Raw genomic sequence first — 24,747 nt, 5'->3', positions numbered from 1 at the left:
GCATCTCGGGTGGCGCCCCTTACCCGGCCGCAAACCCGCTGATCGCCAATTTCTGCCCCGACAGGCGCAGCGACGCCAACAGCACACCGCCATAGACCGCCGCCGTCGCGACGAACGCGGTCAGGGTCGCTAAGCCGAAGCCGCTATTCACCCCGCTTCCAACTCCCAGCGCAACCGCCAGCCCGGCGGCACCCGCCACCAGCGGTGGCCATAATGGCGCAAGCGGCGCACGCACGCCGAGTTGTGCGCGTAACACCAGCCGCCGCAGCGCTGCCTGCACCATTGTCGCCAGCAGCACTGCGGCGGCCGCCCCGGCGACGCCGAAGCGCGGGGTGAAGCTGATCGCGGCGGCGGCGCACACGATGAAGCTCACCGCCATGATCAGCAGCCCGGTCTTGGGCCGGAGGTAGACGAACAGAAAATCGCCGAGACCGAAGGTGCCCTGCACCGCTTCCGCCACAGTGAGCAGGATCAGCGCCGTATAGCCTGCGCTGAACCCCGCCCCGAACAGTTCGAGCAATTGTCCGCCAACCGCGACGAATGCGACCAGGAAGGCGGTCTGCACCGACAGGATCAGTCGCGCGGCCGTGGCGAGCGCAGTGACAGTGCGCGCCTGGCCGCTGACTGACAACGTGCGCGCGACCATCGGCACCAGCATGCTGTCGAAGCTCTGCCGCGCGTGGCGCAGCGGCGTGCGCAGTTGCTGCGCCATGCCGTAAATGCCGGCCCAGTGATTACCGAGGAAGATGCCGACCAGATAAAGATCGAGCCGCGTGAAGATGCCGTTGATCACGTCGGTACCCGTATTGGGCAGCAGCTCGCGCAGCAGCGCAAACAGGCGCCATCCTGGCCGGTAGCTGCGCAGCGCGAAATGCGGGAAACAACGCCGCACCGCATACAGCGCATAGCCGTTGAGCATCACATTGCCGACCCAATAGCCGATGATCAGCCCCGTATGTTCGAACCCGAGCACATAGGCGACGACCGTACCGGTGAGCAGCGAATAGGGTTCGACGATGCTGCGCCCGATCACCTCATGCTTCACGACATGCGTCCAGCGTGTCGCCGCGAACAACACGTCGGCCAGTGCCTGCCCCGCAATCATCGGCGCGATCCAGAACAAGGCGGTCGCGGCCGACCCGGCCACGTCGCGCGGGACCAAAATGGTGGCCCCCATGATCAGTGCCGCAACACAGGCGCTCGCCAGCACCACGAGCAGCACGGCGTCGAGCACGATGTGGAAATCGGGCCTGCCCGCCCCCTTGCCCTCCGTTTCGAGCCGCCGTGCTTCGACATTGCGGTCGAGCAGCTGGAACAGCGTCTTCTTCAACGACAGGCCGGTCAACCCAACGCTGGCCTCGAGTACCGCGACGGCAATGCTGTACGCGCCGAACAAGCCGGCGCCGAATAGCCGCCCGGCAATGAACAGGAACAGGAAGCGCGCACCGAGCCGGATGACGAAGCCAAACGCAGTGGAAAACGCGCCGCGCAGGATCATCCGGTCGGCGGTTCCGCCTGATTGCCCGATCGGATGAGTGTCGTCGCGGGCCAAGATCAGGCCAGGCGCGTCGTGTCGTCGACCGCCAGCGCGCCCGCGATCGTTTCAGCTCCGGCGGACCCGCGCAGGATCGGCCGCACCGCGCACAGCACCAGGAACAACCACAGCATCGCAAAGCCGCACAGCGCGAACAGGATGAACCGGCCGCCGCCCGCCAGGATGGTCAATGCGAAGATCAGCGCGAAAAGATCACGACTGGTGACGGCGACCAGCGCGCTGGTGATGCTCGCGGCAAACCCCCTTGGAAAGCGCTGCCGATAGAAACGCTTGAGGAAATTGAGATCACCCGGCTTGCCGAGCCGCCGCGCAAGCCATGCCATCAGGCTCAGCCCGGTCACGACCAGCATGATCGCAATACCACCGGCCAGCGCCTGGCTCTGCCCGTAAAGCTGGGTCAGGCTGATCGTCACCGCGACGAAGAAGCCGACATTGATCGCCATGTCGACACTCGTGTCGAGCAACGCGCCGCGTGCGCTGCTGCGATAAGTCGCGCGCGCGACCTCTCCATCGACCCCGTCGAGCACGGATGCCGTCTGGAACAGCAGGCCGCCCGCGACCAGCCCGGCATAGCCGCCGAACAACAGGCTGAGGATCATTACCACGCCAACCAGGCCAACCGCGGCCGTCGCGTGCCAGGGGCGCAGACCTGAAATGCGCAGCAGCTGGGCTGAGATGCGTCGCGATACCGGCCGGTTGACCCAACGCGAGGCCAGCCCGTCACTCGGCTTGCCGGTCGCCTCGACCACGTCGGCGATGGTGATCGGCGCGATCTCCGCCGCTTTCAGCCGCCGTGCTTCATGATCGAGCACGAAATGGATCGACGCATCATCCCCCGCGCGCCGCACATCGTCGGCCGCCACGGGCGACAAGCGGCCGCCATCCTGCAAATCGATCCAGATCTGGCGCGCGCCACGACGGTATAGTTGCGCGGTCGCATGCGCCACCAGGGCTACGCCACCCACTCGCCGCTCAGCCGCCGCCGCGCCGGGAAAGACAAGTCGCACATCGCTTCCGACCGGTGCGTCAGCCCTGCTACTCATCCACAACCCTTTTGCTGCCGGAATGCGTGTGTGCGAGACAGGTAAGTGCTAATTCGCGCCGTACAACTCACCGCCAATACACTGATCGACTTCGGGCAATGTGAGGCGGGAAAATGGCAGCGACAGGCGACTATGTGTCAGCTGTGCCGGACGGTAACGTTTCGGAACGGCTATGAATGCCGCGCGGGCGGGGCCGTGCTTGATCGGACGATCAGCTCATAAGGCAGATTGCGGCTGAACGATCCCTTGTCCGGGTTCGCGGCATAGGTCGGATCAGTCAGGATATCGACCGCCGCGGCCGCCATTTCGACCTTGGGCTGGCGCACCGTGGTCAGTTGTGGCCAGGACACGCGCGCGACCGGCGCATCGTCGAACCCGGCGACCGATAGCGTGTCGGGCACGACGATGCCATGCTTGATCGCGGTCACCAATACGCCCAGCGCCATATCGTCATTGCTGGCGAAGATCGCGCTGGGCCGGTCGTCGCTCGCCAATATCTCCTCGCCGAGCCGAAGCCCCGAGCGGAACGAGAAATCCCCTTCCAGCGTCCGGTTCGGCGCCACCGACAGCCCGGCCTCGCGCATCGCGTCGCGAAAGCCGATATAGCGCAGCCCCGACGCGCTATGGACCGGATCGCCCTTGATACAGGCGATGTCGCGGTGGCCAAGGCCAATCAAATGCCGCGTCATGTCGCGTGCGGCGGCACGGTCATCCATCCTGACCGATCCCGACCGTTCATCATCGCTGCTCGGCGAGATGCGCACGAACGGCAACCCGTGGCGTTCGAGCACGGCAATGAGGTCGGCGCGGTCGCACAAGGGCGGTGTCAGGATCGCACCGCCGAGATTAAGCGCGCGCAACCCCGTATCGATCTGCCCGAGCCAGTCCGGTGTCGCGGTGTCGAGTGGTTCGATCACCAGATGATAGCCAAGGTCGCGGCTGCGCAGCAGCGCGCCAAGCTGGACGTCGGCGGCATAACCCGAGGCGGGATCGTCGACCAGCAACCCGAGCAGATAGGATTTGGAACTCGACAGGCTGCGCGCGAAGCTGTTGGGGCGATAGCCCATTTCGCGCACCACGCGCATCACCTGCTCGCGCACCGGCGGACGGACATGATCCTCATCGTTGATCACGCGCGACACGGTCTTGGGCGACACGCCCGCACGCGCCGCGACTTCCTTGATCGTGATCGGCTTCATGCCGCCATCGCCACAGGATTGGCCGATTTCCGGTTCCCCGCCGCGAACCCGGCAATGACCAAATAGCAGGATGCGGGCAACAACAGCGACAGCGCCAGCCCGATCCGGTCGGCCAGCACGCCGGTCAGCAGCGGCACGATCGCCCCGCCAACCACCGCCATGCATAGCAGCATCGACGCGAGCGGCGCCTGCGCTTCATCCTCGGGCAGCGCCAGCGCATAGAGTGTCGGGTACATGATCGAATTGCACAGCCCGACCGCGATCAGCGCGACGGCGCCGGTCACCCCTCCGGCCAGGCTGGCGATCACGGCCAGCACCATCGCCCCGATACCCGCGACCGCCAGCAACAGCCCGGCATCGATCCGCCGAAGCAGCAGCGCGCCAGCGAACCGCCCGATCATCGCCCCGCCCCAATACAGGCTGACCAGTTGCCCGGCGGCGAGCGGCGGCGAATGCAGGATCTCGGGCAGCATCAGGAAGTTTGGGATCAGCGTGCCGATCGCGACTTCCGCCCCGACATACGCGAACATCGCCACCGCCCCGGCAAGCAACCGCCGGTCGCGCAGCACGACGGACAGGTCGCCCAGCACTGCTCCGGCTGGAGTCAACGCCGCCTTGCCGAGCAAATTGCGCTGCCGGTAGAAAGCGATCGCCAGCAACCCGAGCAGGATTGCGCCGGCGATGAACGGCACCGCGTCGTCACCCGCCGGTCCCGCGCGACCAATCCCGATCGACCCGAGCAGGAACACCGCGCCGATCAGCGGCCCGAGCACCGTGCCAAGCGAATTGAAGCCCTGCAACAGCGTCAGCCGCGCGGCGGCGCGGCGCGACGGGCCGACCACGGTGACGACGGTATTGGCCGCAATCTGCAGGAAGGTGATCCCGGTGGACAGCGTCAGCAGCGCGAGCAGCACCAGCACGAACGAGCGCCATTCCGCCGAGGCGATCAGCACCAGGCATCCCGCCAGCATCACGCTCAGCCCGACGACGATCGACCGCATATATCCAATGCGCAGGATCGCGATAGCGATCGGAAAGGCGAACAGCAGATAGCTCAGGTGAAAGGCGAACTGCACCAGCAGCGCGCGGGTATAATCGAGCCCGAGAGTCAGGGTCAGGCGCGGCACCAGCAACCCGACGATCGAGGTCAGGAAGCCGCCCAGGAAGAACACCCCGATCGACAGTTCGAACAGTGTCTTGCCGGTCCGTGCTCCGGGGTCCGAGGGGGAATCTGATGCTGGGGTCACCACGGCCTGTCATGACCGGAGCGATGCAATCGTGCAACTGTCCGGCACAAATTTGACATCGATGTCGGTCTCCTTTGACATCGATGTCGGTTTTTGTTGACATCGATGTCGAGCGCGCCTCTGGGTGCCGCCAAGCCCGATCAAAAGGGTGAGTCGTGTGGGAGGATTTCATGAAACGGTCTCTGTTCGCCGCGAGCACCATGCTCGCCACTTCGTTCCTTGTGACAGCACCTGCGTTCGCCCAGACCGCGCCGGTGCCCGCCGAGCAGGCCGCCGATCCGGCGACAACCGCCGCACCCGTGGCTGAAGGCGATATTCTGGTCACCGCCACACGGCGCGAGACCAGCCTGCAAAAGACGCCACTTGCTGTCTCCGCCTTCAGCCAGGCGACGCTTGACCGGCAACAGGTCAACAATATCACCGATCTGGCGCGGTTCGTGCCCAGCCTGCAGTTCAACCAGCAGGGCGATCAGTCAGCTGTGTTGCTCACCTTGCGTGGCATCGGCAACGACACCGCCTTCACTGAAGTCGCCGATCCCGAGGTCGCGATCTATATCGACGGCATCTATTCGCCGCGCGCGCAGGGCGCCTCGGTGCTGATGTACGACATGGAGCGCGTCGAAGTGTCGCGCGGGCCGCAGGGCACGCTGTTCGGCCGCAACGCGACCGCCGGCGCGGTCGGCCTGATCTCGGCCAAGCCGACCTTCGACAAGCTCGGCGGCTATGCCGAAGCGATCGTCGGCGATTATAATCGCGTTGGCACGCGCGGCGCGATCAACGTGCCGATCACCGATACGCTCGCGGCGCGCTTCGCCTTCGTCACCGAACGCCATAGCGGCTATGCCGATTTCCAGCCCGCACCCAATGTGCCCAATGTCGATCGTTCGGCCTTCATCACCACTGGCAAGAAATATTACGCGCAGGACCAGATGTCCGGCCGCCTCAGCCTGTTGTGGCAGCCAAGCGACCGCTTCTCCTGGAACCTCAGCGCGGAAGGGTTTCTCGACAAGGGCGCACCGGTCATCTCGCTGCTGCAAACGCCCCGCGCCGGCACCAAGCTGTTCTCGACGCTCAGCGACACCGCACCCGATACCGACCGCTATTCGGTCGCGGTCCGCAGCACGATGAATCTCGACATCAGCGATCATGCGCAGATCAGCTATATCGCCGGTTTCTCGCGCCTTGGCGGCAGCACTCAGGCCGACGCCGACGCCGGCGCGCTGCCGCCGACCGGCGGCTTCGACCCGGTGACCGGCCACCAGCTTTATCTCGGCGCGTTCGGCGAGAACCGCACGGTGCGTTCACGCTATGATTTCACCAGCCACGAACTGCAGCTGAAATCGACTGGCGAGAACCGCTTCGACTATATTCTTGGCGCCTATTATTCACATGAGAACAACAGCATCCGCTTCGACGTCGACCAGCGCGACGGCTATCGCGACGGCAGCACCCGCGCATTCGTCGGCAGCTTCATCCAGGCCAAGCGCACCATCGACTCGCTCGCCGGCTTCGGCCAGGTCACCTGGCATGCAACCGATGCGATCCGCCTGACCGGCGGCCTGCGCTACACCCATGACAAGAAGGCCGATATTGGCGGACGCAACATCACCGCGTTCGGCTGCCCGGCGGTTGGCGCGCCGTCCTGCCTCGCCAATTTCTTCGGCGCCTATCCCAACGCCACCGCCGACGAATTGCTCGCGCTGTTCCCTCAGGGCAATTTCTCGATCTCGAACAATGACGTGAAGGGTAGCTGGAACAAGCTCACCTATCTCGCCCGCGTCGATGCCGATCTCGCGCCCGGCATGCTCGGCTATGCGAGCGTCAGCAGCGGCTTCAAGTCGGGCAACATCCAGGACGGCGGCAAGACCACTGACCCGGAGACGATCACCAACTATGAAGTCGGCCTGAAAACCCGCTTGTTCGACCGCCGCGTCACGCTCAACGTCGCGGCCTATTATTCCGATTTCCGCGGCTATCAGGTCAATCAGGTGGTCACGATCCGCGACGCCAATGGCAACACGATCAGCAGTCAGGTCGGCACGCAGAACGCCAAGGGCGCCAAGGCTTATGGCTTCGAGGCCGAACTCAACGCCAATCTGACCGATCATGACCGGCTGCAATTCGCCGGCACCCTGCAGAAGACGAAGCTCGACACGCTGATCGCGATCGACGGCCGCTTCGACGATGGCGGCAACCTTGCCGCCGCGCGCGACCTGAAGGGCAATGAACTGCCGCACGCGCCGCGTTTCTCGGCGACGGCCAGCTACGAACATGATTTCGTGCTGCCGAACGGCGGCCGGATCACGCCGCGCGGCACGATCCATTACGAAACCAAGAGCTACCTCACCTATTTCAACGGCGACTTCAAACCGCGCACGCTGACCACTGGCCAGGTCGTGGTCTATGGCGACGGCTTCGACAGCCAGAAGGCCTATACGCGCAGCGACCTGTCGCTCCGCTACACCGCACCGGGCGACAGCTTCAGCGTCGAGGCGTTCGTGCAGAATGTCGAGGACAGCAAGATCCGCACCGGCGCCAGCACCTTCGGCCCGACGCGCTACGACCCCGTGTTCCTCTCGGTCTATCAATCGCCGCGTACCATTGGTGCCCGCATCAAGGCGTCGTTCTGATAGACCCGGCGGGCAAGACCTCCCCTCCCCCCTGTCGGTCTTGCCCGCCCTTTTTTTCCGTGAAGACCACCGCCGGCGCCTCTCCTGAAACCTCGGAGGCGTCCGGCTGTCGGCATGTGGAAGGCGACATGACATGATGAGTTTCAGGACCCGGGCCGTGATCGGCGTCATGCTGGTTTCGGCAGCGATGCCGACGATGGTCAATGCCCGCACCGTAAAGCGTGCGCCCGCCACCAAAGCGACCATCGGCACCAATGCCGAGGCCCGCGCAGCGAAGCTGGTCAAGGCGATGACCCAGGCCGAAAAGCTCCAGCTCGTCTTCAGCTTCTTCCCGCCGCACGCAACCGGCAAGCCGGGCTCCCCGACCGACATGATCCCCTCCGCCGGCCACACTCCGCCAATCGTCCGGCTCGGCATCCCGACGCAGCGCGAAAGCGATGCGAGCCTCGGCGTCGCCAACCAGGTCGAACAGCGCAAGGGCGATGTCGCGACCGCGCTTCCCGCCGGCCTTGCCACCGCCGCGACCTTCGACCCGGCATTTGCCTATCGGGGCGGTGCGATGATCGGGTCGGAAGCGCGCGCCAAGCGCTTCAACATCCTGCTCTCCGGCGGGGTCAATCTGACGCGCGATCCGTGGAACGGACGCAATTTCGAATATCTCGGCGAAGACCCGCTGCTCGCCGGCGAGATGGCGGGCGAAGCGATCCGCGGCGTGCAGAGCAACCACATCGTCTCGACGGTGAAGCATTTCGCACTCAATTCGCAGGAAACCGGGCGCATGCTGCTCGACGCGCGGATCACCCCGTCGGCTCTGCGTGAAAGCGATCTGCTCGCCTTCCAGATCGCGATCGAGCGTGGCCGGCCCGGCTCCGTGATGTGCGCCTATAACAAGGTCAACGGCGACTGGGCGTGCGAGAATGCGGTCCTGCTGACCGACATATTGCGCAAGGACTGGGGCTATAAGGGCTGGGTCATGTCCGACTGGGGCGGCGTGCATTCGACCGTCAAGGCCGCGATTGCCGGGCTCGACCAGCAATCGGGCAAGGAGCTCGACAAGCAACCCTATTTCGCCGCCCCGCTCGCCGCCGCCGTAGCCGATGGCAGCGTGCCGCAGGCACGGCTCGACCAGATGGTCACGCGCATCCTGACCGGCATGATCGAGAATGGCCTGCTCGACCATCCAATGCCCGAGACCGCGCAGCCGATCGATTACGCGACTCATGCCAATGTTTCGCAGGCCGCAGCGGAAGCCGGCATCGTACTGCTCAAGAATGAGAAGAAGCTGTTGCCGCTCTCCGCGACCGCGAAGCGCATCGTGCTGATCGGCGGCCATGCCGATGTCGGCGTGCTGTCGGGCGGCGGATCGTCGCAGGTCCGCTCGGTCGGCGGTGCGCCGGTCGAGATCCCGCTGACCAGCGGTGCGGCCGCATCGTTCGCACGCGTCACCTATCACGCTTCCTCCCCGCTTGCCGCGATCCGCAAGCTTGCCCCCGGCGCCGACGTGACCTTCATCGACGGCAGCGATCCGGTTGCCGCCGCAGCCGCCGCCAAATCGGCTGATCTCGCCATTGTCTTCGCCACGCAGTGGCAGACCGAGGCACAGGATGCCGAGACGCTGGCACTGCCCGACAATCAGGATGCACTGATCACCTCGGTCGCCGCCGCGAATGCGAAGACCGTCGTGGTGCTGGAAACCGGCGGCCCGGTGCTGATGCCATGGATCGACCGCGTCGATGGCGTGGTCCAGGCTTGGTATCCCGGCCAGCGCGGCGGCGAAGCGATCGCCAACATCCTGTTCGGTGCGGTCAACCCCTCGGGTCGCCTGCCGATCACCTTCCCGCGCTCGGCCGATCAGGCGCCACGTCCTGAACCGGTTGGCCTGTCGACGCTGAAGACCGCCGCCGACCGCGTTGCCGCGGCCAATTCGGACGGTGGCAAGGGCGCCGCGCCGGTCTCCTTCCCAGTCGAGTATCAGGAGGGCAGCGATGTCGGTTATCGCTGGTATGCGGCGAAGAAGCTGACGCCGCTATTCCCGTTCGGCCATGGCCTGTCCTATACCAGCTTCGGCTATGCCAATCTGAAAGTCACTGGCGGCCAGACGCTGACAATCAGCTTTGACGTGACCAACAAGGGTGCCCGCGCCGGTGCAGATGTGCCGCAAATCTATGTCACGCATGCCGATGGCGCGCCGCGTCTCGCGGCGTTCCAGCGCGTCACGCTGAAGCCGGGCGAGACCCGCCATGTCACGCTGACCGCGGAGCCGCGCATCCTGGCCAATTGGGACGATGCCGGGCATCAATGGCATATCGCCGGCGGAAGCTATCGGGTGACGCTGGCGCAGGACGCCAGCGGCACGGGCGGGATCGCCGCACAGGGCATGCTGACGGAGCGCCGCTTCGGGAAGTGAGGCGGGACCGAAGTCACCCCTTTACCAGACGATACTCCTGCGCCGGGGGGAGCAACTGGTTGAAGAACATGCGGCACAAATCCTGGAGAACGGTCCGTATGAGAGTCGAGACGTGGGAACGCCCTCCCCGCAACGACTTCCACTCCTGTTATGCGGCAAATAAAAAAACCACCCTGTTAAGTTGGATTTCGCAGTCGAATTCTCCAATCCTTTCCGGTAACTTATACCCTCTCACTCCTGTTATCGATAACAGGGGTGGAACAGCGGAATAGCAGGGGTCGTTTTCGACGGAACAGGGGTGACGATCATCCCGTTCCCGACCATGAGAAAGAGCCGGCCGAACGCCGATCAGCGCTCGCCCTGCTTTAATATGCGGCAACCCATGGCGAGGTTGAATCGCCGGCCGGTCCCAGCGCTATTCCAGTCCTTCGACCAGATCCTTGCTTTCTTTCAGCCCGAGCCGGGTCGCTTCCTTCGCAACCTTGATTGCCTCGATCTTGCGGCCGGCCGAGATCAGCGCGACGACCTGCGCCTGAACTTCGGGCGACATGACATTGCTCTGCCCACCGCCCGATACGTCCACCGTTGCGTTGGCCGTCGGTTGATGGCGCAGCGGCGCTGGACGATAGACCGGCGGCTGTCCGCCGAGCAGCGGGTCGCGCGCCCGCGCACGGCGCAGCGCCAGCACGACCAGAATGGCGAAGACGACGCCAAGGGCGATCAGGATGGGAAGGGGTACGAACACATCTGACTCCTGTGCAATTGACGACCGCGCCATATCGCGACGCCGCCATTCAACGCACCGGACGCCGAATTGTCACGCCATATCGGCTATGGATCCGTTCGGCCCGGCCCACGGGAAACGGCACGCGTCATTCGGATTTGCGCAACAACCGTCGTACGATGCCCAATCGCGAAAAGGAGAGAATGAGATGCGCATGATACCGCGAAATCCCACCAATGGCGTCTACCCGGCCAGTGACGATTACGTGCATGCGATGGAGGTTATTGCGCCAACCAGATTTCTTTATCTGAGCGGGACGATGGGGCTGGATGAAACGGGCAATGCGCCCGAGGGCCTGGACGATCAGTTGATCCTCATCTGGAAGAACATCGTCCGCATTCTCGCCGAGGCCGAGATGACGGTCGATAATATCGTTCGTCTCACCAGCTACCTCACCGACCATGATTTTGCGGAAGCCAATGCGGCCGCCCGCAGTCGCGCGCTCGGCGATCGCCGCGTTCCGACGGCGGCGATCGTCGTCAAGACGTTGCTTCCCGAATGGCTGGTTGAGATTGAGGTGGTTGCCGCAGCGTGATGGCGCCGCGACGTCCGGGCCAACTGTGCAACGAACGCCAAAATCCGCACCAATCCGTCAGATGCCACTGGCGAACGCGGCGCGCTCGCCTAGACTGAGCCTTAATCAGCCTATCGAGAGGGTCGCCCACCATGAATCGTCGCCAGTTCCTCGCTTCCAGCGGCATGGCCGCGCTTGCCACCACCTTGCCGGGCACGGCACTGGCCGCACTCGGCGCCGGCGGCGATGCAGCGCTCGATACCGATTTCGAGCAGATCTTCCAGCAGGCGGTCGCGCGCTCACCCGAATTCGCCACCTCGCTCGGCCTCGACAAGGGGCCATTGGCGGCCGCCAAGAGCCAGCTCTCGCCGCGCACCGCCGCCAAGCGCGCGGCCGATGTGGCGCAGACCAAGGCGGCGATCGCGCGCCTCGCCAAATATGACCCGGCCAGCCTGTCCCCGGCGGCAGCGCTCAACCTGGAGGTAGTGCGCTATTCGCTCAACACGCAAATCGCCTCGGCCGACAAATTCGGCATCGACAGCGCGATCCGGCCCTATCGCATCTTCCAGCAGGGCGGCGCCTATTTCTCGGTGCCCGATTTCCTCAATACCGCGCACACGATCAATACGAAGTCCGACGCCGACGCTTATCTGTCGCGGCTCGACCAGTTCGCAACGGTGCTCGATCAGGAAAGCGCGATGCAGCAGGCCGAGGCGGCGAAGGGCTTCCTCGCCCCGGGCTGGTCGCTCGACCTCACTTTGGGTCAGATGCACAAACTGCGCGAACAGCCCGCGGCGACGTCGAGCATCGTCCAGTCGCTGGCCAAACGCGCCGCGGCCAAGGGCATTGCCGGCGACTGGCAGGGCCAGGCCGCGAAGATCGTCGAGAGCAAAATCTATCCCGCGCTCGACCGGCAGATCGCGCTGATCGAGCGGCTCAAGTCCGGCACCAAGGCGGGTGACGGCATCTGGCGCGTACCGAATGGCGAGGCGATCTATGCGATGGCGCTGAACCAGGCCACCACCACCATGATGAGCCCCGACGAGGTGCACAGGATCGGGCTGGCGCAAGTCGCGGAAATCAGTGCGCAGCTCGACACGATCCTCAGGTCGCAAGGTTATACCAGCGGCACGGTCGGTGAGCGGCTGGCCAAACTGAACGTCGCGCCCGACCAGCTCTATGCCAATACCGACGCGGGGCGCGCGGAACTGATCGCCGGGCTGAACGAAGGCGTGAAGGCAATGTACGATCGCTTGCCGCAAGTGTTCGCGACCGTGCCGACTCAGCCGCTGGAAATCCGCGCGGTGCCGGTCGAAATCCAGGACGGCGCGTCGAACGGTTATTATAACCGCGCTTCGCTCGACGGAACTCGGCCGGCAATCTACTTCGTCAACCTGAAGGACGTCGGCGATTGGCCCAAATACACCCTGCCCTCGCTGACCTATCATGAGGGGGTGCCAGGCCATCATCTGCAGATCAGCCTGGCGCAGGAATCGAAGGACATTCCGACGCTACGCAAGACTGGTTTCTTCTCCGCTTACTCCGAAGGCTGGGCGCTGTATGCCGAGCAGCTGGCGGACGAACTAAAGGCGTATCGCTCGCCACTGGAACGCGCCGGCTATCTCCAGTCCTTCCTGTTCCGTGCCACCCGGCTGGTGGTCGATACCGGCATCCACGCCAAGCGCTGGAGCCGCGAACAGGCGACCGATTATATGGTCGCCACCACCGGCTTCGCGCGCCCGCGCACGCAGCGCGAAGTCGAACGCTATTGCACCCAGGCCGGTCAGGCGTGCAGCTACAAGGTCGGCCATATGGCCTGGACCCGCGCGCGAGAGAAAGCGCAGGCAGCGCTGGGCGACAAGTTCGACCTCAAGCAATTCCACGAGATACTCAAGGAAGGCGCAATGCCGCTGAGCATACTCGAACGCCGGATCGATCAGCGGATCGCGCTGCTCAAGGGCAAGGGCTGAGCGGGCGAATGCAACGATCGTGATGGGCCCGCCCCGGCACGATCGCCGCGGAAAACGGGTCTAGCCAGCGTGCATCATCGCCTGCTAGCGGCGACGCATGCCTGTCGACCTGATCTGCCTCGATGCCGATGATACGCTGTGGCACAATATGCGCCACTTCGCCGCGACGGAGGAAGCGCTGCTCGCGATCCTGCGGCCTTTCGCGGATGCGCATATCGCCCGCGAAGTGCTCGAGGCATGCGAAGCGCGTAACCTCGCGCTTTATGGCTATGGTGCGAAGGGTTTCACGCTGTCGATGATCGAGGCGGCGATCGAACTTGGCGGCGCCAGCCTGCCGGCACAGGCCATCGCCGACATCCTGGCGGCCGGACGTGCCCTGCTGGCGCATCCGGTCGAGCTGTTTGACGGGATCGAGGACACGCTCGCCGCCTTGTCGGAGCGGGGCCGCCTGATCCTGGTCACCAAGGGCGACCTGCTGCACCAGGAAGCGAAGCTCGCGGCCTCGGGGCTGGGCGAGCGGTTCGACGGGATCGAGATCGTCAGCGACAAGAAGGCCGACACCTTCACGCGCCTGTTCGAGCGCCACGGCATTGCGCCGGAGCGTGCGATCATGGCCGGGGATTCGATGCGTTCCGATGTGCTGCCGGCGCTGGAAGCCGGGGCATGGGCGGCGTTCATTCCGCAAGCCGGCGCCTGGGCCCATGAAACCGCAGCCCCGCCCGAACGGCATCCGCGCTTTCGCCAGCTCGCCAGCCTTGCCGAGCTGCCAGCCCTGATCGACGCGATTAACTCTCCGTTCGATCAAACAAATGGACCTGCATTGCGCTGAGGAACGACGGATCGGCGACCGGATAGCCTGAGGCGGCGCCGGCGGAACATGGCTTCAGGGAAATCACCGGCGGCATCGCGGCGTCGAGTGATTCATTAAACATCGTTTCCTATGATGCCCTGACAATGGCCGCCCTGTTCGCGGACGAGACGCTGCCCGGCAAGCATGGAGCGGATGCGCGCATCGCGCCGGAACCCGGTCCTGACCGCATCCGGGCGGCACAATGTTTCGATCCGGACCGCACCACGGACACGGACGCGCCGGATTTTTTGCTCGAACTGGGGCCGGGCAATGAACTCAACCGGCCCGTAATGGGTTGGCAAACGGCTGACACCAGAGTCCCGTTGGTGTCTGGGAGAATGCGATCTCGGCGGGGCACCACTGATCGGCCCTTTGCGGCCTGCATGGGAAAATGGGCATGTTCGGATTGGGCAAGAAGAAACCGCCGCTCCAGATCTTCGAGCTCGTCTTCTTTCCCGATGGCGATCTCATTCGCAGCGGCTGGTTCGATGCGATCGGCGATGGTCCGGACTGGCCGCGCGAAGGGAAGATCGAACGTCCCTTCAGAGTCGATGGCGAACCCTGCAAGCTCGACGCCACCGCGCGCGGCGGCAACGCCGTCTTCTCGCTATGGCATGACGACCGCATCGTCACGTCGTCGCTATTCGTATCGGGTGCCGATGCGGAGACCAATGCCTGGCTGATCGAGTCCTATCTCGGCAGTATCAGGCAGACCAATCTGGTCCGGCAACTGACCTCAGGACAGGAAGCACCCTTTGGCACCGTCGCCGACGTGCGGGAGCGCCCCATGCTGGTGACGATGCTGATGCCCGCGGCGTCATCCGAATTGACCGATGCGCTACTGGAACGTCAGCGTGGCTGGGTATCGGGCCTGGCCGGCGCATAGCCTCAATCCTTCCCGCCCCGTCGAATTTTCCCTGTTGACCCTCCACTCGGTGGAGGCCGTAATCGAGTCGCCATGGGAGTGAAATTGTACACGATCGGCGATTTGGCGGCCCTGACGGGCCAGTCGGTCAGGCGCATCCGTTTCTATTCCGACAAGGGCCTGCTGCCGCCGAACCTTCGGTCGGCGAGCAATTATCGCCTCTACGCGGATGCCGATGTCGCGAAGCTCGATCTCATTCGGGCGCTTCGCGATGCGGGTGTCGGCCTCGCGGCAATTGAGAAATTGCTGCGCAGCCGGCTGTCGCTCCGGGACGTATTGCGTACCCGGCTCGACATTCTCGAATCCGAGATCCTGGCCAAGCGCCGGACCGCCGCCGTCCTTCGTGCCGCACTTCGCATCCCAGAACCTGCCGCAGATGATTTAAGGAGGCTTTGGACCATGAGCAGATTGAGCAACACGCACATGCATACTCTTGTCGAAACATTCGTCGATCGGATTGCCGACGGCGCATCGATCGACGACGAATGGCGCGACCGGCTGGTGACGACGGGCGTCCCCGTCCTGCCCGACGACCCGACTGCGGAGCAGATCGCGGCGTGGGACGAACTGGCCACCTTGCTGGAGGATGAGACCTTCGCGCAGGAACTGCGCGCCGAGGCCAGCCTGTTCTGGACCGGCGCGCTGGATCCGGCCGCCTATCAGGACGCGTCATTGAAAACCTATGAAGCGGCGACCCGGGCCGTCGACCGCGACTTCGCGCCGGACAGCGCAGAAGGGCAAGCGATCGCCCACGACTGGCTTCAGGCGTCTGCCCGGGCGATGGGGCGGGAGCCCGACCGCGCGTTCGTCGACTGGCATCTCGCCCAATATAAGAAGCAGGCGGGCCGCATGGGCCGTTACCGCCAGTTGCTCGCACAGTTGCGCGGCGAGACGATCACAGACGCTGAAAGCCAGGCCTGGGCCTGGCTTAACAACGCGATGAAGGCGGCGGTGCCGGTGTAGCGCGGCGCGAGACCGAACGGCATCACGTCCCGTTCGCTTCAGACGATGTCGAAACCATGCACGACGCCTGGCGCTTGGTTGCGATGCCGCCCGGAGCGAACGGGGCGTGATGGATCATTTGGCCGGAAGGGCGGACAGGACGGCCTTGAGAATGTTTTCCGAACGACGCTGGCCATAACCATGGCCATAGGCGCTGGAGGTGATCGCAACGACGAGATGCCGGCTCGGGACTACATAGATCTTGTTGCCGCCATTGCCCGACGCAAAAGATATCGCCACTGGCTTTCCGCCGATCTGCTGCGTTTTCGAATACCAGAAATAGCCATAACCATCGGCATATGGATCACTGGCGGAAATCGCGACCCTGGGTGCAAGGGCGTCGCGCAGCCACGCGGCACTGACGATCCTGCGACCGTGATAGACGCCGCCGCCGCGAACCATGTCACCGATCGTCGCGAATCCCCTCGCGGTCAGGGACAGATTTCCCTGCCCTTTGGTATAACCCGCGGTGTCGGACACCCAGCGCCATTGTCGGATACCCAATGGCTCGAACAGCGCGGCGCCGGCAAAATCGGCCATATGCTGTCCGACCGCCTTCGTCACGATGATGCCGGCGGTATAAGCAGTCAGGGAATTGTAGCGATAGACCGAACCCGGCGGATCGGCGCGCGGCACATGCAACACGAACGCCAGAGGGTCGGCCGCTTCATCAAGCTTGTCCTCGTTGCCGGGCGACGCCGCATCCTCATCGAACGCGGCCAGGCCCGACCGCATGGTCAGGACATCGCGCACCGCGACATCCCCGATCGGGCTGCCTTTGGCTTCCGGCCAATACGCTTCGACCGGATCGTTTACGCTGCGGATCTTGCGCCGATCGAGCGCGATACCGACCAGCAGCGACGTGATGCTCTTTCCCGCCGATCGCACGTCATGAAGCGTGTCGGCGGTTTCGCCATTATAATAGCGCTCGGCAATGATCCGGCCCCCGCGCATGACCACGACACCGCGCAGGTCGGGATGGTCGTCATGATCCCATCCGGCAAGGACCGCTTCCAGCTTTTTGTCGCTCTGAGCAGCCAGGGGAAGCGTCCAAAGACAAGCAATCCAGACCGCGATGCCGATCAACCTTAATCTCATGAGGCGCCGTCCTTCAGATCGTGCGGGTCATATAATGGGCGCCATCGCCATAGCTGGCGAGCTTGGCGCGGATCGCGGGATCATTGTCGGCGATCTCGAAACCGTTCGCGCGCCACGCGCCAACCGAGTCATTGACCGACACCAAAGCGATCCTTCTGGCGCCACTCCGGCGCGCTGCCTCGCTCAACCGCCCCACGATGTTCTTCATCTGCCCGGTGCCCCGGGCTTCGGGACGGAGCGCGAGATCGTGAAGATAGAGCGCGTCCCGCTCGGTCGGAAGCGCGCCGAGCAAACTATCCAGCGGCGGAATACTGCCTTCGGGCCAGGGATAGGCGATCAGATAGCCGAACAGCGCGCCGCCATCCTCAAGCACGAAGCAGAGCGCAGGGCTCAGCGTCAGCCGTTCGGCAAAACAGGACAGGCTCTCGCGATGATCGGGAAAGGCCAGCGCTGCGATCTCCGCGACCTCCGCCAGATCGGCTTCGGTCATTTGGCGCCAGTGCATCATTCCCTCCGTCATCTGGACGATAACCGGTCGCGCACGGCATGCTGATGGCGGTCAGTTACGGACAAGTGCTTCATGACCTTCCTGGACTTCTCACAAGACATCGCCAACATCGCTGCTGGTGGTCGACGGACCGGCGATTTCCGGACCCCATGCCCGCAATACCAGCCGTTCGGCTATAACCCGGCAAATACAGAGTAGAATGCCTGAATGGACATTACACGATCATCGGTGAAAGTGATTGTGTAAGTGGAATAACCACCGCCCCGCGACGGGAGAGAAAGGCTCCACTGGGGCCGCTGCCGCCACAGCTGAGGCATGTCTTGCGCCGGCACCTGCACTTTTGACAGCCGGCTTGCCGTGGCGGCACGTGTATCGCCGACCCTGAAGGGACCGACCGAACCGGAGGTGTAAACGCGGGCGAAAGTCAGCGGGCCATCATCGAACGAAAACCAGGCCACCAAGTCGGGCCGGGTGCGTCCAAGCGTATGACGCGCCAGCGAGGCACAGGTGATCGCCACGATCAGGATGGTCCCGAAAATTATAATCCCGCGATGTTTCACGACCCCGTTTGTACCGAATGATCGAACGTCGGCAATCGGGCAGCGCATTTCGGCGAGCGAACCGCGAAGATTGGGCCCTTTCCCGGCATTCGAACCAAGATGCCGGGTCCCCGGTAGTCCCTCAATGCGCCTTGCGCGGCAGCAAATGCATGACCCCGACGATCACGCCCCCGACGACGAACCCGACCACCGCCGACAAGGCCGCCGTCACCAGCCAGTTCACCACACCCGCCATCGCCGGCACCGCGAGCGCCGCGGCGGCGGCGGCGGCATGGACCGCGTGCGGCACGGTATCGAGGTGGAAGCTCTCCAGCCCATGGACGATGATCCCGCCGCCGACCCATACCATCGCGGCGACACCGATCATCGAAAGTGCCGATAGCACGCGCGGCATCGCCCAGACGAGTGCGCGGCCGACTGCGCGCGCCACCGCCGTCCGGCGCTGCGCCAGGTGCAGCCCGACATCATCCATTTTCACGATCAGCGCGACCGCGCCATACACCCCGACGGTGATGCCGATCGCGACCACCGCCAGCGCCGCGGCCTCGGTCCAGAGCGAAGTGCCTTCGATCTCGGCGAGCGCGATCGCCATGATCTCGGCCGACAGGATGAAGTCGGTGCGGATCGCGCCCGACACTTGCCGCGCCTCCAGCTCGGCGGGATCATCCGCGATCGCTACCGCTTCGTCGCCATGATGCCGTCCCAGCAGCGCCTCGATGATTTTTTCGGCCGCTTCGAAGCAGAGATAGGCGCCGCCGAGCATCAGTAGCGGCGTGATCGCCCAGGGCGCGAACGCGCTGAGCAGCAGCGCGGCGGGCAACAGAAACAGCAATTTGTTCTTGAGCGACCCAACCGCGATCTTGGCGATGATCGGCAGCTCGCGCGCGGGGCTGAGGCCGGTCACGTAGCGCGGGGTCACCGCAGTATCGTCGATGACCACGCCCGCCGCCTTGACCCCGGCCCGCCCCGCCGCGCCCGCGACATCGTCGACCGACGCCGCAGCCACCTTGGCGATCGCCGCGATATCGTCGAGCAGAGCAGCCAGGCCACCGGGCATCATGCATTCCCCTTGTTGTACCTGCGCCCATGCCGGGTGCGGCGACGCGAGACAAGATATTGGTGAGGACAGGGAACGGTTTACCTGTCTCCAGGCCGCTGGAAGGGGATTGCGACGCCCGCCATCCCCCGGGGCGCCTTTCCGATCGTCGCTGGCCGTCACCACAACGGCAGCCATTTCAACGATGCTGCGCATCGTCGAAACCCCGCTCCGCTCCGCCCGCTCCTTCAGAACCGAAAAATGCTCCGAAATCGAAAATATATACCCAATTAGGATAAATATGTCCCGATTGGGTTGAAAAAATGCACAGCTTGATCAATGATACCGCCATAATGAGGGGGCCCAGATCATGATCTCGATCGCGCGAATGAAGCATGTGATTCTGTCCGCAACGGCATTGGCCCTGATCACGCCCGCGATCCCGACCCTGGCGCAGACAGCCACCCCGGCGGCCGCAACACTCACCGCCCCCTCGACTAGCGCCGCGCTCGAGGGGCTGGACGCCTATATCGAGACCGCGCGACAAAGCTGGCTGGTACCCGGCATGTCCATCGCGATCATCAAGGACGACAAGATCGTCTATTCCCGGGGCTTCGGTGTCCGCGAGGAAGGCAAGCCGGGAAAGGTCGATGCCGACACGGTCTTTGCGATCGGATCCGCGACCAAGGCATTCACCTCGGCGGCGCTCGGCATGCTGGTCGACGAAAAGAAGATCGCCTGGGACGGCGCGGTGCATGATTACATGCCGTCGTTCGAGATGGACGATCCTTATGTCACGCGCCACGCCACGGTACGCGACCTGCTGTCCCACCGGACCGGCGTGGTCACCAATGGCAACCTCTGGTACGGATCCGGGTTCGATCGCAAGGAGATCATCCGGCGGATGCGATTCCAGACCGAGTCGATCGGTTTCCGCAACCAGTTCCAGTATCAGAACGAGATGTTCATCGTCGCGGGTGAGGTCGTCTCCTCCGTCGCAGGTATCAGCTATGACAAGTTCGTCGCCACCCGCATCTTCGAGCCGCTCGGCATGCGCCGCAGCTATACCAGCATCACTGAGCTCAAGGGTCTGGCCAATGTCGCGACCCCACACGCCCTGATCGATGGCAAGATGGTGCCGATCGACTATCGCATGATCGACAATGTCGGCGGTGCCGGCGTGATCAATTCCACCGCGCGCGACATGGCGCAGTGGCTGCGCCTGCAACTGGGCGGCGGCACGTTCGAGGGCAGGCAGCTGATCGCCCCCGCCACTCTGGCGGAAATGCACACCGGCCAGATCGTACCGCGCGGTGGCCCCGGCACGACTTTCAAGTTCAGCGAATATGGCCTCGCCTGGGGCGTCCAGGAATATCGCGGACAGAAGATCGTCACGCATTCCGGCGCGATCGACGGGATGCAGAGCATGGTCGCGATGATACCGGACAAGAAGCTGGGCGTGGTCGTGCTGACCAACGGGCTGCGGACCATGCTGCCCACCGCCGTCGAGCTGCGCGTGCTCGACGCCTTTCTCGGCGGTCCGGTGATCGATCACAGCGCCGTGCTGAAGAAGGCAAGCGACGATGCGGCCCGGATCGCGCGCGAGAACACGCCCCCGCCGCCGGCGTCGGTGTCGCCCCCGACTCTGCCGCTCGATCGCTATGTCGGCACCTATTCGAGCGCAATGCTGGGCGACATCGCAATCACGCTGGTCGACGGCAAGCTGATGCTCGCACGTCCGGCGACCTCAGCGGTGCTCGATCATGAGGGCAAGGACAAATTCAAGGCGCGATGGAAGAGCCTCGGCCAGATGAGCATTGTCGGCTTGACCCCGGTGGGCTTCACCTTTGGTCCGGCGGGACAGATCACCATGCTGGAACTGGGCGGCGACAAGTTCACGCGCAAATAGGCGCAGAAAAGAGCCCATCGAAGCCCCGTCCTTTCCGGGCGCGGGCTCCATATTGTGTGGACTCTAGTCTTGCGGCAAGCCGGCGATGCCCATTTTGTCCACCACGGCGATGAAGTTCCGCAACGCGGGATTCTGACGATCCGATCGCCAGGCCATGCCGATGGTCCAACTGGCGGCAGGATCATCGATCGGCTCCAGCCGAACGCTGTCGTTCATCAATTTTCCCGCTCCATAGGGAAGGATCGAATAGCCGACGCCGCCCGCCACCAGAGCCAGCACCGTCTGGATATCATCCGCGCGCTGGACCACGCGGGGGATAAAACCGATGCTGTGGCACCATCCGGCAATCTGGTGGGAAAGCCCGGGACCACGGTCGCTTTCCAGCATCACGAAGCCCGTTCGGTTCAACGACACCATGTCCCGGTCGAACGGCATGTCGAAAGGCCGGGCAATCGCCAGACGGTCCATGAACAACGGCCGTGTCGCCAGCATACCGCTCGGCGGCAAGCGCAGGAAACCCAGATCGAGCGTGCCGCTTGTCAGCCGCTCGATCTGTTCAGCTGACGAGAAATTGTTCAAGCTGACGGTGACATCGGGATGCGCCGTGCGATAGCGTGCCACCAGGCGGGGCGCCAGTTCGATCGCCGAGAGGCCAAACCCCACATCGAGGCGCCCCCACTCCCCCGCGACGGCTCGTCGCGCCCGCGCGCGCAGATCGTCCGCTGCGACCGTGATGCGGCTGGCGTCCGGCAGCAGGAGTTCGCCGAACCGGGTCAGCATGGTTCCCCGTCGATCCCGCTCGAAGAGGCGCGCGCCAAGCAGGTCCTCCATCGCCCGGATACGCTTGGTCAGCGCCGGTTGCGTGATGTTGAGCCGGGCGGCGGCGCGACCGAAATGTCGCAGCTCCGCTATCGCGACAAAGGCACGAAGATGATGCAGGTCCATTCCACGAGGTTATCACAGGGCCATCGATCTTTCATTGGTAATCATGATGCTTGCGGACTTATCCCGCCATGACCACCGCCCCAAAGGATCGCCCGCTATGCCCGACCATCTTCGGATCGCCACGGTTCAGTTTCAGCACCGGGCGGCCGATGCCGATTATAACCTCTCGACGATCACGCATTTCGCTCATCGCGCGCGGGCGGAGGGTGCGCATATTGTCGCATTTCCCGAGATGTGCGTTTCCGGATACTGGCATATTCCGAAACTCGCTGATGCGGAGATAGGCCGGCTTGCGGAACCGGTGGACGGCCCGTCCATCACGCATGTCGCCGCACTGTCCATCGAATTGGGCCTGGGCATCGGTGTCGGATGGCTGGAAATGGGCGAGGACCAGCGTCTCTATAACGCCTACCGGCTTTGCCTGCCGGATGGCTCGGGACATACCCACCGGAAATTGCATGCGTTCGAGCATCGCCAGATCGCCAGCGGCGACAACTATACCGTGTTCGATACGCCGTGGGGGGTGAAGGTCGCGATCCTCATCTGCTGGGACAATAATCTTGTCGAGAACGTCAGGGCCTGTGCGCTGATGGGCGCCGAATTACTCCTCGCGCCCCATCAGACCGGTGGAACCGATTCGCTCAGCCCCTATGGCATGAAGCCGATCCCACAGGTTCTTTGGGACCGGCGGCACATCGATCCGGGGCCGCTGCAACGCGAACTCGCCGGACCCAATGGCCGTGGCTGGCTCATGCGCTGGCTTCCCGCCCGCGCACACGACAATGGAATGTTCATTGCCTTCAGCAACGGGATCGGCGCCGATCATGGCGAGATTCGGACCGGCAATGCCATGATCCTGGATCCCTATGGCCGGATCCTGGCGGAAAGCGCGGCACCGCATGACGACATGGTGGCCGCCGATCTCGATCTCGGCTTGATCGCGACGAGCAGCGGCCGGCGCTGGCTGCGCGGCAGGCGTCCGGCCTTGTATCATGCCCTGACCGAGTCCCAGGGAAACGAACAATCCGCCCGGATGACGCGGTTCGGCGAGGCTTGAGTTGCGGCCTCATCCTGCAAATTCGGTAACCGCCGCCGTCGTTAAGCGAAGTGCTGCATCAGTAACGCTGACGTTACGCAATTGATCTGCAAGAAAATCCTCGGTAGTTTCCGCTGGTGGGCATTGCTGCGACTAGCAGGTCGGCGGGGGAATCAGATGAGGGGCGCCGGGCGATATGCCGCAGCGATCATTGCGACGGCCCTTGCCGTCGCCACACCCGCGCACGCCAAGTCCGTGTATTTCCACAAGGTCGGGGTCGACCGCGAAGCCTATGCGCGCGACTATACGGAATGTGAGGCACTGGCAGGTGGCGTTCGCGTCAACACCACGGCCCCCTATTCGAACAACATATATGCTGCTGCCGCCGGCGGCTTCTTTGCCGGATTCTTCGGTTCGCGGGAACGGCGTTCTCTGGTCGACAACGTCTTGCGCACATGCATGGCGGATAAGGGATATCGTCGCGTCGCCGCGTCCGATCCCGTTAAAAAAGACCTGAGCAAGTTGAAAGACACGGCACGCGTGGACCGGCTGTTCGAACTTGCTGCGGCTCCTACGCCTGAAGGGGAGATTTTGCCACGATGAAGACCATGACGTTCGCCGCGCTACTTGCCGTATCGGCGCTCGCTCAACCCGCAACGGCCGAGACGCTGAAGAAGGTGCCCGTCGCGCTCAACCCGGCAAAGGCCTATATTCTGATCGAATACCGGCAGCTGGAAAATCCGATGGCGGACTTTCCCGGCTCGCGAAAAACACTTCCGCTCACCACCGGGCTGAGCTTCGCGCATTATGATCCGGTGCTTGGCGACATCCGCGGCCTGGGAAAGGCCAGCGCGAATCCCCTGCCGTCCAAGACGCCCGCCACGGAATATTTCCGCAACCGCGAAATCGTCAGGGGCGATGGCGCACGGCTTCACCTTCTCGAGGTCGACCCCGATACCTGGGTCATCCAGGCCTGGGGCACGACATCGTTTTCGCTGGGATCCTATAGCTTCAAGGCAGAGGCCGGTACCGTGACGGACCTTGGTGTCGTCGAAGGCGCAAGCGATTGGGCGGAGGGCGACCATGCCATGACCGGTGGCGGCCTGATGAAGATGGCATTGCTGGGCCCTTTCGGAAAACGACCCGCCGTCGCACCGATGCGGGCCAGCATCCGTCCACGCACCGCCACCGACATGGCCATCCCGGCAGAGTTGGCAACCGCACAGATCAAGCCGGTCGAATTTACCAAGGGAGCGACATTCGGGAATTATCTCGGTGGCCTGGTCAACCGGATCGAAGGCGTCAATGCGACCGCCAAGGAAGCGAAATGACGAGCAGTGACGGCACGCCGAAGCCCGTTAGGATCCTGGATAGGAAAACAACCTGTTAGCGAACCGCCAGGCCATCGCTGAAGCACACCATTTCCCGATCTGACCATCTCCCGAAAATATATGCCATGCATGTGCATTGACATACGCCGCGTATGTATCGATATGAAGACATACGGGGCGTATATTAATGCTCGCCCC

General features: G+C 63.9%; 21 protein-coding genes. 11 read left to right on the top strand and 10 right to left on the bottom strand.

What is annotated here, in order from left to right:
- Nucleotides 1–19: 19 nt before the first annotated feature.
- The 4 genes from OO12_RS12805 to OO12_RS12790 all read right to left on the bottom strand — a co-directional run bounded on the left by OO12_RS12805 (nucleotide 20) and on the right by OO12_RS12790 (nucleotide 5,044).
- Nucleotides 20–1,552 (bottom strand): oligosaccharide flippase family protein, encoded by a 1,533-nt coding sequence (locus OO12_RS12805; RefSeq protein ID WP_152616404.1) that lies wholly within the window; start codon nucleotides 1,550–1,552, stop codon nucleotides 20–22.
- A gap of 2 nt (nucleotides 1,553–1,554) precedes the next feature.
- Nucleotides 1,555–2,598 carry a CDP-alcohol phosphatidyltransferase family protein gene (locus OO12_RS12800; protein WP_152616403.1) on the bottom strand — a complete coding sequence of 348 codons (1,044 nt, stop codon included), beginning with the start codon at nucleotides 2,596–2,598 and terminating at the stop codon, nucleotides 1,555–1,557.
- A 170-nt stretch (nucleotides 2,599–2,768) separates the two neighbouring features.
- A complete protein-coding gene (locus tag OO12_RS12795; RefSeq protein ID WP_034159046.1) occupies nucleotides 2,769–3,797 on the bottom strand; it encodes a LacI family DNA-binding transcriptional regulator in 1,029 nt (342 codons plus the stop codon).
- A complete protein-coding gene (locus OO12_RS12790; RefSeq protein ID WP_034159187.1) occupies nucleotides 3,794–5,044 on the bottom strand; it encodes an MFS transporter in 1,251 nt (416 codons plus the stop codon). The genes OO12_RS12795 and OO12_RS12790 overlap by 4 nt, the downstream gene beginning before the upstream one ends.
- Before the next feature lie 170 nt (nucleotides 5,045–5,214).
- Here OO12_RS12790 and OO12_RS12785 point away from each other — a divergent pair, with 170 nt between their 5' ends.
- Both OO12_RS12785 and OO12_RS12780 read left to right on the top strand, forming a co-directional pair.
- Entirely contained in the window at nucleotides 5,215–7,674 is a 2,460-nt protein-coding gene (locus OO12_RS12785; RefSeq protein WP_034159045.1) for a TonB-dependent receptor, read from the top strand.
- Nucleotides 7,675–7,810: 136 nt separating this feature from the next.
- The gene (locus tag OO12_RS12780; RefSeq protein ID WP_034159186.1) at nucleotides 7,811–10,081 is read left to right on the top strand and encodes a beta-glucosidase; all 2,271 of its coding nucleotides are present in this window, start codon (nucleotides 7,811–7,813) and stop codon (nucleotides 10,079–10,081) included.
- A 415-nt stretch (nucleotides 10,082–10,496) separates the two neighbouring features.
- Here OO12_RS12780 and OO12_RS12775 read toward each other — a convergent pair whose 3' ends face one another.
- Nucleotides 10,497–10,826, bottom strand: coding sequence for a ribosomal protein L7/L12 (locus OO12_RS12775; protein ID WP_034159044.1), 330 nt, complete (start codon nucleotides 10,824–10,826; stop codon nucleotides 10,497–10,499).
- Between the two features lie 88 nt (nucleotides 10,827–10,914).
- On the opposite strand from OO12_RS12775, the gene OO12_RS12770 reads away from it, so the two are divergent.
- From OO12_RS12770 to OO12_RS12750, 5 genes are all read left to right on the top strand, one after another.
- Entirely contained in the window at nucleotides 10,915–11,400 is a 486-nt protein-coding gene (locus OO12_RS12770; RefSeq protein ID WP_200887454.1) for a RidA family protein, read from the top strand.
- Nucleotides 11,401–11,531: 131 nt separating this feature from the next.
- Complete coding sequence (locus OO12_RS12765) at nucleotides 11,532–13,349, top strand: DUF885 domain-containing protein (protein WP_034159042.1); 1,818 nt, start codon at nucleotides 11,532–11,534, stop codon at nucleotides 13,347–13,349.
- 97 nt (nucleotides 13,350–13,446) lie between these two features.
- Nucleotides 13,447–14,178: an HAD family hydrolase gene (locus OO12_RS12760; RefSeq protein WP_052215823.1), complete on the top strand. Its 732-nt coding sequence runs from the start codon at nucleotides 13,447–13,449 to the stop codon at nucleotides 14,176–14,178.
- A gap of 418 nt (nucleotides 14,179–14,596) precedes the next feature.
- Complete coding sequence (locus OO12_RS12755; RefSeq protein ID WP_152616402.1) at nucleotides 14,597–15,085, top strand: hypothetical protein; 489 nt, start codon at nucleotides 14,597–14,599, stop codon at nucleotides 15,083–15,085.
- A gap of 72 nt (nucleotides 15,086–15,157) precedes the next feature.
- Nucleotides 15,158–16,087 (top strand): helix-turn-helix domain-containing protein, encoded by a 930-nt coding sequence (locus OO12_RS12750; RefSeq protein ID WP_034159040.1) that lies wholly within the window; start codon nucleotides 15,158–15,160, stop codon nucleotides 16,085–16,087.
- A gap of 114 nt (nucleotides 16,088–16,201) precedes the next feature.
- Here the strand turns inward: OO12_RS12750 and OO12_RS12745 are convergent, their stop codons facing one another.
- The 4 genes from OO12_RS12745 to OO12_RS12730 form a co-directional block, all read right to left on the bottom strand.
- The gene (locus OO12_RS12745; RefSeq protein ID WP_082006508.1) at nucleotides 16,202–17,224 is read right to left on the bottom strand and encodes a serine hydrolase domain-containing protein; all 1,023 of its coding nucleotides are present in this window, start codon (nucleotides 17,222–17,224) and stop codon (nucleotides 16,202–16,204) included.
- Between the two features lie 13 nt (nucleotides 17,225–17,237).
- Entirely contained in the window at nucleotides 17,238–17,729 is a 492-nt protein-coding gene (locus tag OO12_RS12740) for a GNAT family N-acetyltransferase (protein WP_235364775.1), read from the bottom strand.
- A gap of 176 nt (nucleotides 17,730–17,905) precedes the next feature.
- Nucleotides 17,906–18,292: a hypothetical protein gene (locus OO12_RS28570; protein ID WP_034159038.1), complete on the bottom strand. Its 387-nt coding sequence runs from the start codon at nucleotides 18,290–18,292 to the stop codon at nucleotides 17,906–17,908.
- Between the two features lie 121 nt (nucleotides 18,293–18,413).
- Complete coding sequence (locus tag OO12_RS12730) at nucleotides 18,414–19,349, bottom strand: DUF808 domain-containing protein (RefSeq protein ID WP_034159183.1); 936 nt, start codon at nucleotides 19,347–19,349, stop codon at nucleotides 18,414–18,416.
- A 367-nt stretch (nucleotides 19,350–19,716) separates the two neighbouring features.
- Here OO12_RS12730 and OO12_RS12725 point away from each other — a divergent pair, with 367 nt between their 5' ends.
- Nucleotides 19,717–21,237 (top strand): serine hydrolase, encoded by a 1,521-nt coding sequence (locus OO12_RS12725; RefSeq protein WP_235364774.1) that lies wholly within the window; start codon nucleotides 19,717–19,719, stop codon nucleotides 21,235–21,237.
- A gap of 63 nt (nucleotides 21,238–21,300) precedes the next feature.
- On the opposite strand, the gene OO12_RS12720 is transcribed toward OO12_RS12725, so the two are convergent.
- Nucleotides 21,301–22,182 (bottom strand): LysR family transcriptional regulator, encoded by an 882-nt coding sequence (locus tag OO12_RS12720; protein WP_034159037.1) that lies wholly within the window; start codon nucleotides 22,180–22,182, stop codon nucleotides 21,301–21,303.
- Between the two features lie 97 nt (nucleotides 22,183–22,279).
- Between OO12_RS12720 and OO12_RS12715 the strand changes: the two genes are divergently transcribed.
- The 3 genes from OO12_RS12715 to OO12_RS12705 all read left to right on the top strand — a co-directional run bounded on the left by OO12_RS12715 (nucleotide 22,280) and on the right by OO12_RS12705 (nucleotide 24,549).
- Nucleotides 22,280–23,239, top strand: a complete 960-nt coding sequence (locus OO12_RS12715; RefSeq protein WP_034159036.1) for a nitrilase family protein — start codon at nucleotides 22,280–22,282, stop codon at nucleotides 23,237–23,239.
- Nucleotides 23,240–23,395: 156 nt separating this feature from the next.
- Nucleotides 23,396–23,821, top strand: a complete 426-nt coding sequence (locus OO12_RS12710; RefSeq protein ID WP_034159035.1) for a hypothetical protein — start codon at nucleotides 23,396–23,398, stop codon at nucleotides 23,819–23,821.
- Nucleotides 23,818–24,549 carry a hypothetical protein gene (locus tag OO12_RS12705; RefSeq protein ID WP_034159034.1) on the top strand — a complete coding sequence of 244 codons (732 nt, stop codon included), beginning with the start codon at nucleotides 23,818–23,820 and terminating at the stop codon, nucleotides 24,547–24,549. Before OO12_RS12710 ends, OO12_RS12705 begins: the two co-directional genes overlap by 4 nt.
- Nucleotides 24,550–24,747 lie beyond the last annotated feature (198 nt).

It is taken from the genome of Sphingomonas sp. ERG5, assembly GCF_000803065.1.
Taxonomy (GTDB): Bacteria; Pseudomonadota; Alphaproteobacteria; order Sphingomonadales; family Sphingomonadaceae; genus Sphingomonas.
Note: the sequence above shows the minus strand (reverse complement) of the source record. Positions and strands in the feature narration are given on the sequence as shown.

What these genes read in the sequence shown, in the direction of transcription:
- OO12_RS12800 (WP_152616403.1), bottom strand. Translation starts at nt 2,598, where the DNA reads ATGAGTAGCAGGGCTGACGCACCGGTCGGAAGCGATGTGCGACTTGTC.
- OO12_RS12795 (WP_034159046.1), bottom strand. Translation starts at nt 3,797, where the DNA reads ATGAAGCCGATCACGATCAAGGAAGTCGCGGCGCGTGCGGGCGTGTCG.
- OO12_RS12785 (WP_034159045.1), top strand. Translation starts at nt 5,215, where the DNA reads ATGAAACGGTCTCTGTTCGCCGCGAGCACCATGCTCGCCACTTCGTTC.
- OO12_RS12740 (WP_235364775.1), bottom strand. Translation starts at nt 17,729, where the DNA reads ATGCACTGGCGCCAAATGACCGAAGCCGATCTGGCGGAGGTCGCGGAG.
- OO12_RS12760 (WP_052215823.1), top strand. Translation starts at nt 13,447, where the DNA reads ATGCCTGTCGACCTGATCTGCCTCGATGCCGATGATACGCTGTGGCAC.
- OO12_RS12745 (WP_082006508.1), bottom strand. Translation starts at nt 17,224, where the DNA reads ATGAGATTAAGGTTGATCGGCATCGCGGTCTGGATTGCTTGTCTTTGG.
- OO12_RS12705 (WP_034159034.1), top strand. Translation starts at nt 23,818, where the DNA reads ATGAAGACCATGACGTTCGCCGCGCTACTTGCCGTATCGGCGCTCGCT.
- OO12_RS12710 (WP_034159035.1), top strand. Translation starts at nt 23,396, where the DNA reads ATGAGGGGCGCCGGGCGATATGCCGCAGCGATCATTGCGACGGCCCTT.
- OO12_RS12720 (WP_034159037.1), bottom strand. Translation starts at nt 22,182, where the DNA reads ATGGACCTGCATCATCTTCGTGCCTTTGTCGCGATAGCGGAGCTGCGA.
- OO12_RS12780 (WP_034159186.1), top strand. Translation starts at nt 7,811, where the DNA reads ATGAGTTTCAGGACCCGGGCCGTGATCGGCGTCATGCTGGTTTCGGCA.
- OO12_RS12730 (WP_034159183.1), bottom strand. Translation starts at nt 19,349, where the DNA reads ATGCCCGGTGGCCTGGCTGCTCTGCTCGACGATATCGCGGCGATCGCC.
- OO12_RS12715 (WP_034159036.1), top strand. Translation starts at nt 22,280, where the DNA reads ATGCCCGACCATCTTCGGATCGCCACGGTTCAGTTTCAGCACCGGGCG.
- OO12_RS12755 (WP_152616402.1), top strand. Translation starts at nt 14,597, where the DNA reads ATGTTCGGATTGGGCAAGAAGAAACCGCCGCTCCAGATCTTCGAGCTC.
- OO12_RS12725 (WP_235364774.1), top strand. Translation starts at nt 19,717, where the DNA reads ATGAAGCATGTGATTCTGTCCGCAACGGCATTGGCCCTGATCACGCCC.
- OO12_RS12750 (WP_034159040.1), top strand. Translation starts at nt 15,158, where the DNA reads ATGGGAGTGAAATTGTACACGATCGGCGATTTGGCGGCCCTGACGGGC.
- OO12_RS12765 (WP_034159042.1), top strand. Translation starts at nt 11,532, where the DNA reads ATGAATCGTCGCCAGTTCCTCGCTTCCAGCGGCATGGCCGCGCTTGCC.
- OO12_RS12770 (WP_200887454.1), top strand. Translation starts at nt 10,915, where the DNA reads ATGGATCCGTTCGGCCCGGCCCACGGGAAACGGCACGCGTCATTCGGA.